This window comes from Exiguobacterium sp. E17S, from assembly GCF_057772545.1.
Genome location: NZ_JBYLRU010000004.1, coordinates 74895 through 89931, shown reverse-complemented (window position 1 = coordinate 89931; position 15037 = coordinate 74895). Strand labels below are relative to the sequence as shown.

At 45.9% G+C, this 15037-nt stretch carries 17 protein-coding genes; 7 read left to right on the top strand and 10 right to left on the bottom strand.

Annotated features, from left to right (window positions below):
• Positions 1 to 13 precede the first annotated feature (13 nt).
• The 8 genes from queE to AC3B4V_RS12815 form a co-directional block, all read right to left on the bottom strand.
• Entirely contained in the window at positions 14 to 730 is a 717-nt protein-coding gene (gene queE, locus AC3B4V_RS12850) for a 7-carboxy-7-deazaguanine synthase QueE (RefSeq protein ID WP_023469725.1), read from the bottom strand.
• Positions 727 to 1182 carry a 6-carboxytetrahydropterin synthase QueD gene (queD, locus tag AC3B4V_RS12845; RefSeq protein ID WP_023469724.1) on the bottom strand — a complete coding sequence of 152 codons (456 nt, stop codon included), beginning with the start codon at positions 1180 to 1182 and terminating at the stop codon, positions 727 to 729. The genes queE and queD overlap by 4 nt, the downstream gene beginning before the upstream one ends.
• Complete coding sequence (gene queC, locus AC3B4V_RS12840; RefSeq protein ID WP_023469723.1) at positions 1179 to 1835, bottom strand: 7-cyano-7-deazaguanine synthase QueC; 657 nt, start codon at positions 1833 to 1835, stop codon at positions 1179 to 1181. The genes queD and queC overlap by 4 nt, the downstream gene beginning before the upstream one ends.
• A gap of 171 nt (positions 1836 to 2006) precedes the next feature.
• Positions 2007 to 2657 (bottom strand): bacillithiol biosynthesis deacetylase BshB2, encoded by a 651-nt coding sequence (gene bshB2 / locus AC3B4V_RS12835; protein ID WP_023469722.1) that lies wholly within the window; start codon positions 2655 to 2657, stop codon positions 2007 to 2009.
• Positions 2654 to 3022 (bottom strand): YojF family protein, encoded by a 369-nt coding sequence (locus AC3B4V_RS12830; RefSeq protein WP_488378646.1) that lies wholly within the window; start codon positions 3020 to 3022, stop codon positions 2654 to 2656. Before AC3B4V_RS12830 ends, bshB2 begins: the two co-directional genes overlap by 4 nt.
• Before the next feature lie 61 nt (positions 3023 to 3083).
• Positions 3084 to 3899, bottom strand: coding sequence for a pyridoxine/pyridoxal/pyridoxamine kinase (gene pdxK / locus AC3B4V_RS12825; RefSeq protein WP_023469720.1), 816 nt, complete (start codon positions 3897 to 3899; stop codon positions 3084 to 3086).
• Between the two features lie 131 nt (positions 3900 to 4030).
• On the bottom strand, positions 4031 to 5035 hold the full coding sequence (locus tag AC3B4V_RS12820) for an inorganic phosphate transporter (RefSeq protein ID WP_023469719.1): 1005 nt from the start codon (positions 5033 to 5035) through the stop codon (positions 4031 to 4033).
• 16 nt (positions 5036 to 5051) lie between these two features.
• On the bottom strand, positions 5052 to 5669 hold the full coding sequence (locus AC3B4V_RS12815) for a DUF47 domain-containing protein (protein WP_023469718.1): 618 nt from the start codon (positions 5667 to 5669) through the stop codon (positions 5052 to 5054).
• Between the two features lie 341 nt (positions 5670 to 6010).
• Between AC3B4V_RS12815 and cbpA the strand changes: the two genes are divergently transcribed.
• From cbpA to AC3B4V_RS12790, 5 genes are all read left to right on the top strand, one after another.
• On the top strand, positions 6011 to 6649 hold the full coding sequence (gene cbpA / locus AC3B4V_RS12810) for a cyclic di-AMP binding protein CbpA (protein ID WP_023469717.1): 639 nt from the start codon (positions 6011 to 6013) through the stop codon (positions 6647 to 6649).
• A gap of 60 nt (positions 6650 to 6709) precedes the next feature.
• Entirely contained in the window at positions 6710 to 7480 is a 771-nt protein-coding gene (locus AC3B4V_RS12805) for a pyrroline-5-carboxylate reductase family protein (RefSeq protein ID WP_488378645.1), read from the top strand.
• Between the two features lie 211 nt (positions 7481 to 7691).
• Positions 7692 to 8249, top strand: a complete 558-nt coding sequence (locus AC3B4V_RS12800) for a TetR/AcrR family transcriptional regulator (RefSeq protein WP_087681646.1) — start codon at positions 7692 to 7694, stop codon at positions 8247 to 8249.
• 14 nt (positions 8250 to 8263) lie between these two features.
• On the top strand, positions 8264 to 11416 hold the full coding sequence (locus tag AC3B4V_RS12795) for an efflux RND transporter permease subunit (protein WP_488378644.1): 3153 nt from the start codon (positions 8264 to 8266) through the stop codon (positions 11414 to 11416).
• Positions 11417 to 11635: 219 nt separating this feature from the next.
• Positions 11636 to 12289 (top strand): C40 family peptidase, encoded by a 654-nt coding sequence (locus tag AC3B4V_RS12790; protein WP_050678422.1) that lies wholly within the window; start codon positions 11636 to 11638, stop codon positions 12287 to 12289.
• 54 nt (positions 12290 to 12343) lie between these two features.
• Here AC3B4V_RS12790 and AC3B4V_RS12785 read toward each other — a convergent pair whose 3' ends face one another.
• Both AC3B4V_RS12785 and AC3B4V_RS12780 read right to left on the bottom strand, forming a co-directional pair.
• Positions 12344 to 13297, bottom strand: coding sequence for a LacI family DNA-binding transcriptional regulator (locus AC3B4V_RS12785; protein WP_488378643.1), 954 nt, complete (start codon positions 13295 to 13297; stop codon positions 12344 to 12346).
• Positions 13298 to 13314: 17 nt separating this feature from the next.
• Positions 13315 to 13575, bottom strand: a complete 261-nt coding sequence (locus tag AC3B4V_RS12780) for a hypothetical protein (RefSeq protein WP_023469711.1) — start codon at positions 13573 to 13575, stop codon at positions 13315 to 13317.
• A 171-nt stretch (positions 13576 to 13746) separates the two neighbouring features.
• On the opposite strand from AC3B4V_RS12780, the gene AC3B4V_RS12775 reads away from it, so the two are divergent.
• Both AC3B4V_RS12775 and AC3B4V_RS12770 read left to right on the top strand, forming a co-directional pair.
• Entirely contained in the window at positions 13747 to 14205 is a 459-nt protein-coding gene (locus tag AC3B4V_RS12775; RefSeq protein WP_029342913.1) for a MarR family winged helix-turn-helix transcriptional regulator, read from the top strand.
• Between the two features lie 145 nt (positions 14206 to 14350).
• Entirely contained in the window at positions 14351 to 14983 is a 633-nt protein-coding gene (locus AC3B4V_RS12770) for an NAD(P)H-dependent oxidoreductase (protein WP_023469709.1), read from the top strand.
• Positions 14984 to 15037 lie beyond the last annotated feature (54 nt).

Sequence of the window (15037 nt, the reverse complement as noted above, 5' to 3'; positions counted from 1 at the left end):
GAATCATTTCTCCTTAGACGCCACGATCGTTCGCGAAAACGAGGGCGTGTAGTTGTGGTAGGACGCGCGCATGATTGAAGCGTTCATCACGGGCGACGCGTTCCCAAAGTGTTTTTAAATCGTGTAGCATGCGTGGAGCGATCGTTCCTTCTTCATGCGGATCAGGATTACCGAGCGATAGATAAAGTGTCTTTAGCGCATATCGTTCTGAAATCATCGCTGCGAAGTCGAGGTCTTCCTCATTAAAGATGACGATTTTAACAGCACGCTGTTGTTCCGGTAAACGTTTAAAAAAGACATCCAAGCGATCGAAATCAATCTTCATCCCACTTGAAGGTGGTTTAGGACTAAGTGTGACGTCATCGATATCAAGCAACCAATTTTGCCAGTAGGAGCCTTGGGTTTCGACAGACATCGTGATATTTCGTTCTTTTAATGCCGCAACCAATGTGCCGATTGATGCATGAAGTAACGGGTTCCCACCAGAAATCGTGACATGTCCGTAAGAGCCGAGTGCATCAAGGCGTTCTATGATCGTCTCTGCCGTCAAGAGTTCGGGTTTTTCAGAACCATCCCATGTGAAGGCGGAATCACACCACGAACAAGAGTAATCGCAACCACCGGTCCGGACGAACATCGTCTTTTGACCAATCGATCGTCCTTCTCCTTGAAATGTTGGTCCGAAAATCTCGAGAACCGGAATTTTTGGTGTTTTTGTTAAGGCACTCATGCTTCGTTCATCCACTCACGACGGACTTCAGCAAAAGCAGTCGGTGTCTCATAGAGCTTAACGAATTCGACACGAAGTCCACGCTCATCCGGAAGGTGTTGTCCGAGCGTCTCGAAAATCCAGGCTGCCATGTTTTCAGCTGTCGTATTCATGTATGGTAACGATTCATTCAGGTAGCGGTGATCCAATAGTGGTTCGAGATGTGTTTTGAAGATTTTTTTGAGATCACCAAAATCGAGTGTCATACCGCGGTGATCCAGAAAACCACTGATTCCCATATCGACATGGTACGTATGACCGTGAAGGGCACGGCATTTTCCATCATAATCATATAGGTGGTGTGCTGCGTCGAACGTTAATTTTTTTACGATCATAACGCGGGATTTCGTATAGATAAGCGAGTCGCCAGTCGGGCGCTCGACCGTTTCAGGTGCTTCGTAATTGAATGTCATGTGTGTTGAACCTCCTTGATGTATGCATCTAAGCCATTTTTCCGTAATTCACAGGCCGGGCATTCGCCACAACCATCTCCAATGACGCCGTTGTAACACGTCAACGTGCGATTTCGAACGAAATCAAACGCACCGAGCGAATCGGCAAGCGCCCACGTCTCTTTTTTGTCGAGCCACATGAGTGGCGTGTGAAGTACGAATGGATAGTCCATCGCAAGGTTCAATGTCACGTTGAGTGACTTGATGAAGGCATCACGGCAGTCAGGGTAACCGGAAAAGTCCGTTTCACATACGCCAGTGACGATATGACGGATTCCGCGTCCTTTCGCAAGGACGGCTGCGAACGAGAGAAACAGGTGATTTCGTCCATCTACGAAAGTAGAAGGAAGACCATCTTCATTCGTCGTGATGGTTTGGCTGTGGTCAGTCAAGGCGTTACTCGTCAGTTGACTGAGAAGAGAGAGATCAAGCTCATGGTGTTTGACACCGAGCTCAGAGGCGATGTCGCGTGCGACTTCGAGTTCTTGTGCATGACGTTGTCCGTAATTAAACGTCACGACTTCGACTTCTTCGTATTGTTTCAATGCCTGAAACAAACAAGTCGTTGAGTCTTGGCCGCCACTAAAGACGACAAGAGCACGTTCGTTTTTCATAATGTACACTTCCATTCCTAGTTTTTGTAACGGAGGAGGTTACGAACTCCGGAGACATAGTCTCAACTATTCACACTAGCAGAAGCCATTGAAAAAGTCGACGTTTTCTGATGAAGACAAAAAAAGAGATGCGTATCGTCGATCGGACGGTACGCATCTCTTGCAAGAAGATTAAAGTGGATAGTGATAGTAGCGTTCTTTGACGAGTAGATCTCGAATGTTCGAATCTTCCGAGATGACTTTCATCAGACCACCTGTTTGTGAAGCATGCGCTTCGAGTGCTTTGATCTTTTGATCCGTATAGGCACTGACATCATGAATGAACGTTCCTTCCCCGAGCTCTTCTTTCGTATTGTTCGCGAAAGCGACCGCAAGAAACTCTGGGCGATCAGCTGGATCCATCATCCGGAGGGCACGAACGACGGCACGAGCTGTCGCTTCATGATCGGGATGGACCGCGTAACCCGGATAGAACGAAATCAAACGAGTTGGTCGTGTCTGTTGAATCAAGGCAAGAATACGGTCAGCAAGTGCTGCTTCATCCTCGAATTCAACGGTCTTATCACGAAGTCCCCACATTTGGAGATCCGAAATCTTCATTTTTGCAGCAGCATCAATCAACTCGCGTTTACGAATCGTTGCGAGCTGTTCCCGGTTCGTAAAGACAGGACGTCCCATGTTACGTCCCATCTCACCAAGTGTCAGACAAGCGTACGTGACAGGACCACGGTTTTCAGCGTGTTCGATGATCGTACCGGCAGAACTGAAGGCTTCGTCATCCGGGTGAGGGAAGACGACGAGTAAATGATCTTCGTGTGTCATGCGTCTACCTCCTCTGCACCTTGAGCGAATGGTGTCGGGCTAAGTTCAAAAGCAATCGCAAGACGTCCTTCGATATCGTGACCGGCAATCAACAATTGATCCCCAGCAAATTCGAAGTCAGTCAATCCTTCACCGTATAACCAGCCGTGTGCAAGTTTCAAACCAATCCGGTAAGGTCCGTTTCCTGTGATCAGACCACGTTCGTAAGTGATTTCCGCATTACGGAAAAACATCCCTGCGCTATGGAAAGTTGGATCTTGGTGCGTCGCGTAGGCACCGTTCGTCGTCTCGACGTGTACATATAACGATGTATTCGCATGTTCGTCGATATAACGCTGTATTTCTTGTAAATCAATGGCTTGCATAAACTTTTCTCCTCTCCTATACAGAAAGAAGTCCGCGGATATCGCGGACTTCTTAAGCGGATCAAGACTGGACTGTACGATGTGCAGCGTGATCAGTTGGTCCGACGTATTCATTCAAACGGAATGAATGACGAATCGCGGAAGTGATGAAAGATTTTGCTGTACGGACAGCAGCTTCTACCGATGCACCTTTTGCGAGTTCGGCCGTGATTGCTGCAGAGTACGTGCAGCCAGCACCGTGCGTGTACGGTGTCTCGATTCGTTCGTCCTCAATCAGGATAAACTCTTTTCCGTCATAAAGCACGTCAACTGCTTGTGGATGATCAATCTTGCTGCCACCTTTGACAAGAACGTATTGCGCACCTTTTTCATGAATCCGCGCTGCTGCAAGTTTCATCTCGTCGATCGTTGCTGGTGTTTTACCAAGACCCGACAGTTGTCCGGCTTCGAAGACGTTCGGTGTGACGACCGTCGCAAGTGGTGTCAAGACATCACGAAGTGCGTTTGCTGTATCAGGGTTCAGCACTTCGTCTTCGCCTTTACAGACCATGACAGGATCGATCACGACGTTTTGAACGCCGGATGATTTAATTTTCTCAGCAACGGCTTCAATGATTTCGACAGTCGGGAGCATACCCGTCTTCATCGCATCAACACCAATACCTCCAAGGACCGTGTGGATTTGTGTCCGGACGAGTTCTGTGTCGATTGGGTAAACCGCATGGTGCCAAGAGTGATCAGGGTCTTGGGCGACGATGACCGTCAAAGCATTCATTCCATAGACACCAAGTTCTTGGAATGTTTTCAAATCAGCTTGAATACCAGCTCCACCGCTCGTGTCGGAACCAGCAATCGTTAAGGCTTTACGTTTTGTCATGGGGCATTCCTCCTAAAGAAATAGACAATCCTTCTTGTTCTTCATCATAGCGAATTATGGGAAAAACAACAACTATCGACGCTTCTGACGTACACAAAACCCCACCTCTTTTGAGTAGGCGGGGCAAGTACTTATTTAATGAATAAGAAGTCTAGAATATAGTAGATCAAGGCAGCGAAAGCCATCGAAATCGGCAATGTGATGACCCATGTAATGAGCATGCGTTGTGCTGTTCCCCACTTTACACCTTTCTTACGGTGTGATGTACCTACACCCAAGATGGCAGAAGAGATGACGTGTGTCGTCGAAACCGGAAGATGAATCGCTGTCGCTCCAAAGATGATTGCTGCTGATGTTAAGTCAGCTGCAACCCCGTTGACTGGACGGATTTTCATAATTTGACCACCAACGGTCTTGATGATCCGCCATCCACCGACAGATGTTCCGAGACCCATCGCGATCGCACACGAGAGTTTAACCCAAGTTGCAACTTCGTGATCTGTTTGATAACCAGATGAGATCAAAGCAAGCGTGATGATCCCCATCGCTTTTTGTGCGTCGTTCGTACCGTGTGTATACGACTGCAAAGCAGCGGTTGCAATTTGAACATGACGGAAGCGACGATTCGTCTTCGCCAAGTTTCCTTTTTTGAAGATGACTTTAAAGATTGCATAAACGATGAAACCAAGTGTGAATGCGAGTACTGGTGAAATGAGCAAGGCTTGAACGATTTTCAAGAAGCCTTTTGCTTCGATTCCTCCGAATCCAACAGAGGCAACAGCAGCACCAGCAATCGAACCGATCAGTGTATGCGAAGAACTTGACGGAATACCGAAGTACCAAGTCAAAAGGTTCCAGGCAATGGCTGAAATCAAGGCAGCGATGACGACGTAGCTACCATGTTCAAGTGTTGACGGGTCAACGATGTCACCAGAGATCGTTTTTGCGACTCCAGTGAACGTGATTGCACCTAGGAAGTTCATCGATGCAGCCAAGATGATGGCATGACGTGGTTTCAAAGCACGAGTCGACACCGAAGTCGCGATCGAGTTCGCTGTATCGTGGAAACCGTTGATGAAGTCGAAGCTAAGTGCGAGAATCACGATTATGGCGGTGATGATAAACAGGCTATCCATCTCGTTAGCTCCTCACTTAAGCGTTTTTCATGATGATCGTTTCAATGACGTTAGCTGCATCTTGGCAGTAGTCCGCGATTGATTCGAGCGATTCATAGATTTCTTTATATTGGATGATTTTAATTGGATCTGTTTCTGTTGCGAACAATGCTTTGATCGATTTACGGCGTAGGTTGTCACAAATCGTCTCTTGTTCTTTGATTTTGATGACGTGTTCACGCATCGGTTGCAATTTACGTGCAACAAGAAGATCCATTGACATCGCGAGTTCTGTGACAGCGATGTTGATTTCATCGACGAACTTGATCATGTGCTCGTCTGCTTGAACGATATTGTAGATTTCGAAGATCGCTGAACATTCTTCAAAACCGTCTAAGACGTCATCAAGTGCGTTAGCAAGTGCGAGTAAGTCTTCACGGTCGATCGGCGTGATGAACGCATTGTTCAAGTCGATGATCAACTGGTGCATCAAATCGTCCCCAGCTGTTTCGAAGTCTTTTACTTTATGTGCAAATTCTTTTACATCCGCGATGCCGTTGATTTTAAAGTCAACGAAGAATTGCGAAGTCGTTTTTAAGTGTCCTGCGATTTCGGATAATTTCACTGCGAATGGATCTTGTTTTTTACTAAACATTTCTTCTGCCTCCATATTAAGAACAAGAATAGAATAGTGAAGTAACTTCACGAGTTCGATTGTAGCAGACGGTATTGTAAAAGAATACATTTATGAAGCGTCTTTACGAAATCTTAATAAATCTTAATATGAAGGTGATTGTAGATTTAATAAATTGTCTGACAATGGTAAAAGTGAAGTGTACTTGATTGAAATGAGTTGGATTACGTTGTAATTGCAAGAGATTGTCTTGTGATTGTAAGAATAAAAGCGCATCAGAAGTGGGAAAAGAGGATATGGCGCATGAAAATCGAATGATATGATTAAGTCTGCGTAATCAGGTAAAAGAGGAGGATTTTATTATGCTCGTACAAAGTTTATGTATTCCGAAGCATCAATGTGTCACGATTTCCGAGACAGCGACGATTCGTGAAGCACTCGACACACTTGAAAAAACCGGATACCGCTGTGTCCCGGTCCTTGACCAATCAGGACAGGACTTCAAGGGCAACATCTATAAGATGCACATCTACCGGCATGGGATGAATGGTGGCAGCTTAGACGACAACGTCATGTCGCTGATTAAGAATACATCCAAATACATCTATACAGGAAGTAATTTCTTTGAAGTCTTCTTCTCGATCAAGGAATTACCGTATATCGCGGTCTTAAATGACGATGGTCATTTCTTCGGTATTCTACCTCACGGAAAAATGCTTGGAATGCTTGAAGAAGCGTGGAACCGTGATTCTGGAAGTTACGTCTTGACGGTAGCCCTAAGTGAACAAAAAGGGGCACTTGAGAAAATCTCGAAGATCGTCAACAAATATTCAACGGTCGCGAGTCTGATGACACTCGATGCGAAGAGTAGCGTCATGCGTCGTGTATTGATTACATTACCGACGGATTGTGACGAGAAGACGAAGAAAAAAATCGTCAAGAAACTTGACGATAAGGGACTTCGAGTCGTTGCTGTCGAAGATTTAGCCGTTCGTGTATAATGGACCCGCACAAGACCAGTTCATGACTGGTCTTTTTTTGAGGGAAAGGAAGGATAGATGATGAAACTATTAATAGTAGGAGCCGGTGCGATGAGTGAGGCACTCGTTCAAGGATGGGTCGCTTCTGGATTTGCACGAGAAGATATCACGATGACGAATCGGAGTGGCGGGATACGCTTGACAGAAGTCGCAGCGCGACACGGTGTTCAAACGGTCGAGCAGGAGGACGTCTCCTTATACGATATCGTCATGCTGGGCATGCAACCCGATGGTGTACTCGACTATGTAGCGAATCAACAATGGACGAATCAGACGATTGTTTCGATTGCTGCACACATTACACCGCATGAAATCGAACAGTTGGCAAAACGTCCGACAGTCGCTGCCATGCCGAATACTCCAGTCGCACACCGTTTAGGAATGACTGGACTATGGTTCGGCTCACGCGTGAATGAAGAGATCCGAAGTGTAGTCGAGGCATTATTTGGACGTGTCGGAGAAATTGCGGAAGCAAATGAATCGACGATGCCTGCATTCATGGCGGCAGCTGGATGTAGTCCTGCTTTCTTCTATGAAATCGTAGCTGGCATGGTGCCGGTTTTGACGGATGCTGGTTTTGAAGAAGAAAATGCACGTCGAATCGTTGCTCAAGCGATGAAAGGTTCGGCTGAAATTCTCATGCGCTCCGACGCAAGTACGGATCGTCTGATTGCTGATGTTGCGGCACCTGGTGGACCGACGGATCGTGGGGTCCAAGTGCTACGAGAGCGTCACTTATTCGATACGATGCAAGCGGCACTACGAGAGAGTGCACGCGAAGCAGACGAATAATGGATTCAAAAGAGGCTGACTCAAAAAGAATGACGCGTCTTTTCACGTCCTTATCTTTGTAGAGACTGACATTTGAGTCAGTCTTTTTTTACGTTCACGAAAGTTTCACGTGAAACATAAACAAAGCGATTGCATCTTGAAATAAGAATTCGTACACTGTAAAAAGAAACCGTCCAGACGGTACAGTAAATGTGAGGGAAGGGGGAGACTATTGGCCAGTGCAAAAGCGCAAGAGACTCGTCGTCGGATTCTTGAAGCAACGACGACGATTATTTTGCAACAAGGATTCACCCAATTGACGCTTGAAGAAGTAGCGAAACAAGCAAATGTCTCAAAAGGTGGACTATTGTATCATTTCGCTTCGAAGGAAGCTTTATTAATGGGGGTCATCGAGGCGCAAGAAGCACGACAATTTGAACTATATGAACAGCATCAGTTGACGATGGGACCGATGGAAGCGTTCGTGACGTTGCAAATCCAGCAACAAGAGGAGTTCCATCTCGACATGGATGCGCTTCTTTACTTGTTGTCCTTGTTAAAGGATCATGCGACGTTCGTCGAGGAACGAAAGCGACAAGCGGAGCAGTTCTTCCGCCAACTGACAGAACAGATGGATCCGGTTGAAGTGTTATCGATTCGCTTTACATTAGACGGTTTGAAATTGTCGGAGCATTTTCAGTTCGGCGCACCGTCTCCAGATGTGCGACAACGATTAATTCAGCAATTAATAGAACGTGCACGACGACTAGATAAACAAATTGAAGAGTGAGGGAGAACCATACGATGAAAAAGATCATCCAGTTTTCGGTGAACAATAAGTTTGCCCTCTGGCTCATGACGATCATCATCACGGTTGCCGGTATTTATGCGGGAACATCGATGAAGCTCGAGACATTGCCAGACATCACGACGCCGACCGTGTCGGTGACGACGATTTATCCAGGTGCTACACCAGAACAGGTGCTAGATGAAGTCAGTCGAGAACTTGAAAGTAAGGTCGAAAATTTACCGGGAGTCGATACAGTACGTTCGACGTCTTTCCAAAATGCATCGAACCTACAAATCGACTACAACTTTAGTACGGATATGGAAGAAGCAGAGCAAAAAGTAAAAGAAGCTCTTTCAAACGTCGAATTACCGGAAGGTGTTCAGGAACCACAAGTATCACGGATTTCCTTTGATGCATTCCCAGTCATCGGTTTTGCCGTTTCGGATAAGGAGCGTTCCTTGTCTGAGTTGACGAAACTCGTTGAAAACGAACTTCAACCAAAGCTTGAAGGAATCGAAGGGGCGCAGACGGTTCAAGTCGCGGGTCAAGAGATTCGCCGAATCGAAATTCGCTTCGATGAGAAAAAACTCGAACGTTACGGTCTAACCGAAGAGAATGCGAAACAATTGATTCAAGCTAATGATTCCCGTTTAGCGCTTGGCTTGTACGAGTTAGGAGATAAGGAACAAGCGATCGTATTAGATGGAAAAGCAACGACGGTCAAGGAATTAAAAGATCTTCGTCTTCCCTATACACCGCCAGTATCGAATACTCCTGAAGCAGGACAAGCTCCATCGTCAGCCCCTGCGGCATCCCAAACGACACCAGCGACAGGCGCAACGTCCGGTCAGGCAACACAGACGGCGCCAACGCAAGTACCAACTGTCACGTTGTCGCAAGTTGCGACGATCGAGGATAAAGGGATCGAGGAATCGATCTCGCGTTCGAATGGTGAACGATCGATTGGTGTTCAAGTAACGAAGTCGCAAGATGCGAACACGGTCGATGTCGTCAATGCAGTCAAGCAGACGATCAAAGACTTTGAAAAAGAAAACGGTTCGGTCAAGGCATCTGTGACACTGGATCAAGGAAAACCAATTGAGGAATCTGTTTCGACGATGATCAGTAAAGCATTGATTGGTGCGTTATTTGCGATCGTCATCATCTTGCTGTTCTTACGAAACATTAAATCAACGATCATTGCTGTTATTTCGATTCCGTTATCCCTTCTGATGGCAATTCTTGTCTTGAAGCAGATGGATATTTCCTTGAACATCATGACACTCGGAGCCATGACGGTCGCGATTGGTCGAGTCGTTGATGATTCCATCGTCGTCATCGAAAATATTTATCGTCGTTTGACGGATCCGACGGAAAAGTTAAAAGGAAAAGAATTGATCATCAGTGCAACACGAGAGGTCTTCATTCCAATCGCTTCGTCGACAGTCGTTACGATCGCGGTCTTCTTACCACTCGGATTCGTTACGGGATTCGTTGGTGAGCTCTTCTTACCATTCGCTTTGACAGTCGTCTTTGCACTGTTCGCGTCCTTGATCGTTGCGGTTACGGTCGTTCCGATGTTCGCCGATTCGCTCTTTAAGCGTGGTAAAGCACCAAAACCGGAAAAAGAAGAGGGCGGAAAGTTGGCGAACGGATATCGCCGTATGCTGAATTGGTCTCTCAACCATAAACTCATCGTCTTTGGTCTATCAGTCTTGCTGTTGATCGGTAGTTTTGCTCTCGTACCAACGATTGGCGTCAACTTCTTGAATCAAGAAGGAGAAAAGACACTCTACGTCACGTACAATCCAAAACCAGGTCAAACGCTGGATGATTCGTTAAAAGCAGCTGATCAAGCAGAAGATTATTTCAACAAACAAAAAAATATCGATAATCTTCAGTTTACCGTCGGTGGAGAAAATCCATTGAATCCAGGGAATACAAAGCAAGGGGTCTTTATCGTCCAATACGATCCAGACACAGAAGATTTCGCAGATGTTAAACAGACAGCCATCAAACAGCTGAATGCTGACATTCCGACAGGAGAATGGAAAGAGCAAGACTTCAGTGGTGGCGCAGCTTCGTCAGGCGTCTCGTACTCGATCTTTGCGAATAATATTGAAGATTTAGAAGCAGTAACACCGAAATTCGTTGATGCGATCGAAGGTGAATCGAAGTATGTTCGAAAAGTAACGACAGATTTAAAAGAAGCGTATACGCAATATACGTTCGAAGTCGATCAGCAAAAAGCGGCTGAATTCGGCGTTTCAACAGCACAACTTGCGCAAGGCATTGCCAATGTCCAAGGAGAAGAAAAACCACTTTCTACTATTAAGGTAGATGGGAAGGAACTCGATGTCATCGTTCCAAACGAACAGACGACATACGATTCCGTTCAAGATTTGGAAGAGACGGATGTCGTGACACCGCTTGGCGTTCGCAAACTGTCCGATTTCGTTGAAGTGAAGAAAGGGACGACTCCTGATTCGCTCAACGAACGTGATGGAAAACTCGTCGCTACCGTTACAGCAGAACTAAAAACGGATAAAGCAACAGAGGCTTCTCAAGCGATTGAAAAGTCCGTTAAAAACATTGATCGTCCGACAGGCGTCTCGTATGAGCAAGGCGGAGTCACAGAGCAGATCCAAGAGTCGTTCACACAACTTGGTCTAGCAATGGCAGCAGCTGTAGCGATCGTCTATCTTGTCCTCGTCATTACGTTTGGAGGAGCATTGACACCACTCGTCATCTTGTTCTCACTTCCATTCGCAATCATCGGTGGACTGGTTGCCCTGTTGATTACAGGAGAGACGATTTCTGTATCATCCTTGATTGGTGCTTTGATGTTGATCGGAATCGTCGTGACGAATGCGATCGTCTTGATCGACCGTGTCATTCATAAAGAAGCGGAAGGTTTATCGACGCGTGAAGCACTACTCGATGCAGCAGGTACACGTTTACGTCCAATCTTGATGACAGCACTTGCGACGATTGGTGCACTTGCACCACTTGCGCTTGGACTCGAAGGTGGCGCATTGATTTCAAAAGGGTTAGGTGTGACGGTCATCGGTGGACTGACAAGTTCGACGTTGTTGACACTCCTTATCGTACCGATCGTCTATGAATTCTTAGCACGTTTCCGTAAAAAGAAGTCAATTGATTCTTGAAAAAACGATTAAGTGACTCAAACTGACAGGTATGTAGAAATGGCTATCCTAAGCCGTTCTACAACCTGTTTTTTTATTTTGTTACAAAAGTATTACGAAAAATAGTCCGCGTTAAAGAACTGTAATATGATGAAAATCTGGAACATGATAGGATAAGTACAGAAATTATCTGACAATTCAGACGTACAATACATTCATACATAAGAGGAGAATGAATCGATGAAAGCTGTCACTCGTGTTTTGTTAACCTTAACGTTACTCATCAGTAGTTGGACACTCGTCCCAGCATCAACGCAAGCTGCAACAAGTAAAAAAGTAGTGGTGTCAGTGGATGTGCTGAATATTCGTGCAAAAGCTGCTGTATCAAGTAAACGAGTCGGGCAATTGAAACTTGGACAAGCTGTAACCGTCGTAGGTCAGGTCAAAGAATGGTATCAAATTCGTCATCAAGGGAAATCAGCATACATCGCCTCTACATATACGAAAGCATATAACGCTAAAGCGACGAAAGGTCTTAGTAAAACAGGATCAACGATCGTTTCGGTAGCAGAAGGTCTCAAAGGACGTCCTTATGTTTTTGGTGCGACAGGTCCTGTTAGCTTTGATTGCTCTGGATTTACACGTTACGTTTATCAAGCACTAGGAAAATCACTCCCACGTACGGCAGCGGCTCAATACTCAGCAACAAAACGTACGGCACCTGGCGCTGGGGATCTCGTCTTCTTTACACATGGAAGTGGGATTCAACACGTTGGAATCGCTGTCGATGGCGGTACGATGATCAATGCGAACTCGTATTATGGAAGAGTCGTCAAAGAATCGTTCCGTGGCGGTTACTGGGGATCACGGTATGTAGCGGCAGGAACTCTTTAAACGAAATGAAGCGACGAATTCAAATCGATGAACTCGTCGCTTTTTTATATGGATTCAGGTATGAGGAAGAACGGTCGTTCCAGCAATGAACGTCGAGGGTACTTCGATTTGTGGACGAGAAACGAGATCTTCGCGGACGGTTAATTGAAAAGCATGTCGCCCGATCGTGGCATAAGGGATCGCGATCGTCGTCATCGCTAAGACTTCAGCGAGTTCACTTCCATCAAAACCAATGACAGACAGGTCTCCAGGAACCTGATAGCCTTGTTTTCGGAGTTCCAAGATGAGACCCGCTGCCACGTGATCACTTGCGGTCAAGATAGCGGTCGGTCGTTGTTTTTGTTGCATCCAGCGTCTTGCGACGGTCGCACCGTCTTCAATCGTCAAGGTCTGTTCATAGACGAATTCGTCACGTACGACCTCTTGATACGCATGTTTACGCGCCAAGCTATTCGTACTGTCCGGTCGTCCGAGACAGATGCCGATGCTCGTATGTCCCTGTTGTCGTAGATGTGCAAGTCCTTGTTGAAAGGCCGTATAGTGATCGATATAGACGGCAGCGACATCTTCATGATGTTCACAAAAGACGATCGGGCCATATTGTTCATACGATAAAATCGCTGATAAGGGAAGACTGTGCGACACGACGATGAGTGCGTCGATTTCCTGTTGCGCCAGCGCATCCAGTGCCAGTTGTTCATGCGTTTCCACATAATTCGTTTGCCACGTCAAGAACCGATAGCTCGCGTCAAAGGCGGCTTGCGCGATGCCTTGAAGAATGGCAGCGTGATATGGATGATCAACGAACGGAAGCATGACTCCGACCGTTTTTGTCATACCCGTCGATAGATGGACGGCAGTCTGATTACGGATATATCCGAGTTTTTCGATAGCTTCTCGAACAGCTTGTCGCTTCTCGTTCGCAACGTAAGGATGATCATTTAGTACACGTGAGACTGTCGTAACGGACACGTTGGCTTCACGTGCCAAGTCTCGGATGTTCGTCATCGCGCATCCCTCCTGGATTACATCTTACGAGATAATCGTCGTTCAAGTCGGCGCCAATCCTGTCGGGAGACGGGAGCCGAGAATGGAGCTGTCTGCTCAGCCAATTCATTGATCTTTGAAAGCAGTCGTATTTTTTCTTGAGGAGACAAATCAGGGTATTGATCGACCAACGTGTGCTGACACAAATAATAGCCTGCTGGTGTATGCAATTGTTCGATGGCCCACTCAAAAGCAACATTTCGTTTAAACAGTTGTGTTAACCGTGTATGAATCGACATGATGATTACCTCCTTTTTAGTGTATATCAAGACGATAGGCTATGAAACGCGTTTCACGGCAAGAACTATTTTTACGCAGTGGATCGATTGGAAAAATTCAGCAAGAATTGACCAGTTAGACAAAGAAGTCTATGATTGTGACGATACAACACAAAGAGGGGCGAACGTAAAATGGAATCGACAGACTCGAAGCTGGCATTAAAAATGCTCGTTGTTCTATCTCGGACGATGCATGCGGTGACGGAGCAAGTGAAGGCAGACATCAAAACACATCAGTTGAATTTATCGGAATTCGGAGTTCTGGAATTGCTGTACCACAAAGGGGACACGCCTCTACAACAAATTGGCGATAAGATTCTATTAACGAGCGGAAGTGTGACGTATGTCGTGGATAAACTTGAAAAGCGTGGGTTGATCGCGCGAAAATCATGTGCGACGGATCGTCGTGTCACGTTTGGAACATTAACGGAAGCTGGACGCGAATTAATGGAAGAGACATTCCCGAAACATGAAGCCTTTTTAGCAGACTTATTTAAGGATTTGTCGGTTTCTGAAAAGGAACAGTTGATTGATCAGTTGAAACGAATCGGTTTACGAGCCGAACATTATACGCCGCTCGAAAATGTGTAAGAATTAGCACTCATAAGATCAAAAAAGCTCAGGTCACGGACTTGAGCTTTTTTTATTCATTTGGAAGTCAAACTGATTGACAAACGAAAAGGTGGTTGATATGTTTAGTTACAGAATTTACTTTAAATAAAAGGGAGAAATAATAATGACTAAATTACTTTATGTAACTGTTAACCCGAAAGCTACAGAACACTCTTTCAGCCTTCAAGTCGGTGAAGCATTCCTCGAAAGCTACAAAGCGGCGAATCCTTCAGCTGAAGTAGAAGTTCTTGATCTATATAACGAAACAGTCCAAGAAATCGATACAGATGTTCTTAGCGCATGGGGCAAATTCGCAACAGGCGAAGAGTTAACAGAAGTGGAGATCGCAAAAGTCGGTACGATGACAAAACATCTCGAGCAATACATGGAAGCAGATGAGTATGTCTTCGTCACACCAATGTGGAACTTCTCTTTCCCAGCACGTCTCAAAATGTACATCGACAGCGTTCTTCTTGCAGGTAAAACATTCGCTTACACTGCAGAAGGTCCAAAAGGCTTGATGGAAGGCAAAAAAGCACTCCACATCCAAGCAACAGGTGGCGTCTACACAGGATCTGGTCTCAACTTCGGTGATGACTACCTCCGTCAAGCACTTGCTTTCACTGGTGTAACAGACTACGATGCACTCTTCATCGAAGGTATGGCAATGAACCCAGAAAAAGCAGAAGAGATCAAAGAAGCAGCAATCGCTAAAGCAAAAGAACTCGGTCGTTCATTCTCGACTGTCAACGCATAAGATAAGCGTCAAAAAGGCTCCCGCCGTGTCGGGAGCCTTGAGACTGAAGACAAA

Bases quoted from the DNA above. Each gene is read 5' to 3' on its own strand.
- queE (WP_023469725.1), bottom strand. From the start codon at position 730: ATGAGTGCCTTAACAAAAACACCAAAAATTCCGGTTCTCGAGATTTTC.
- queD (WP_023469724.1), bottom strand. From the start codon at position 1,182: ATGACATTCAATTACGAAGCACCTGAAACGGTCGAGCGCCCGACTGGC.
- queC (WP_023469723.1), bottom strand. From the start codon at position 1,835: ATGAAAAACGAACGTGCTCTTGTCGTCTTTAGTGGCGGCCAAGACTCA.
- bshB2 (WP_023469722.1), bottom strand. From the start codon at position 2,657: ATGACACACGAAGATCATTTACTCGTCGTCTTCCCTCACCCGGATGAC.
- AC3B4V_RS12830 (WP_488378646.1), bottom strand. From the start codon at position 3,022: ATGCAAGCCATTGATTTACAAGAAATACAGCGTTATATCGACGAACAT.
- pdxK (WP_023469720.1), bottom strand. From the start codon at position 3,899: ATGACAAAACGTAAAGCCTTAACGATTGCTGGTTCCGACACGAGCGGT.
- AC3B4V_RS12820 (WP_023469719.1), bottom strand. From the start codon at position 5,035: ATGGATAGCCTGTTTATCATCACCGCCATAATCGTGATTCTCGCACTT.
- AC3B4V_RS12815 (WP_023469718.1), bottom strand. From the start codon at position 5,669: ATGTTTAGTAAAAAACAAGATCCATTCGCAGTGAAATTATCCGAAATC.
- cbpA (WP_023469717.1), top strand. From the start codon at position 6,011: ATGCTCGTACAAAGTTTATGTATTCCGAAGCATCAATGTGTCACGATT.
- AC3B4V_RS12805 (WP_488378645.1), top strand. From the start codon at position 6,710: ATGAAACTATTAATAGTAGGAGCCGGTGCGATGAGTGAGGCACTCGTT.
- AC3B4V_RS12795 (WP_488378644.1), top strand. From the start codon at position 8,264: ATGAAAAAGATCATCCAGTTTTCGGTGAACAATAAGTTTGCCCTCTGG.
- AC3B4V_RS12790 (WP_050678422.1), top strand. From the start codon at position 11,636: ATGAAAGCTGTCACTCGTGTTTTGTTAACCTTAACGTTACTCATCAGT.
- AC3B4V_RS12785 (WP_488378643.1), bottom strand. From the start codon at position 13,297: ATGACGAACATCCGAGACTTGGCACGTGAAGCCAACGTGTCCGTTACG.
- AC3B4V_RS12780 (WP_023469711.1), bottom strand. From the start codon at position 13,575: ATGTCGATTCATACACGGTTAACACAACTGTTTAAACGAAATGTTGCT.
- AC3B4V_RS12775 (WP_029342913.1), top strand. From the start codon at position 13,747: ATGGAATCGACAGACTCGAAGCTGGCATTAAAAATGCTCGTTGTTCTA.
- AC3B4V_RS12770 (WP_023469709.1), top strand. From the start codon at position 14,351: ATGACTAAATTACTTTATGTAACTGTTAACCCGAAAGCTACAGAACAC.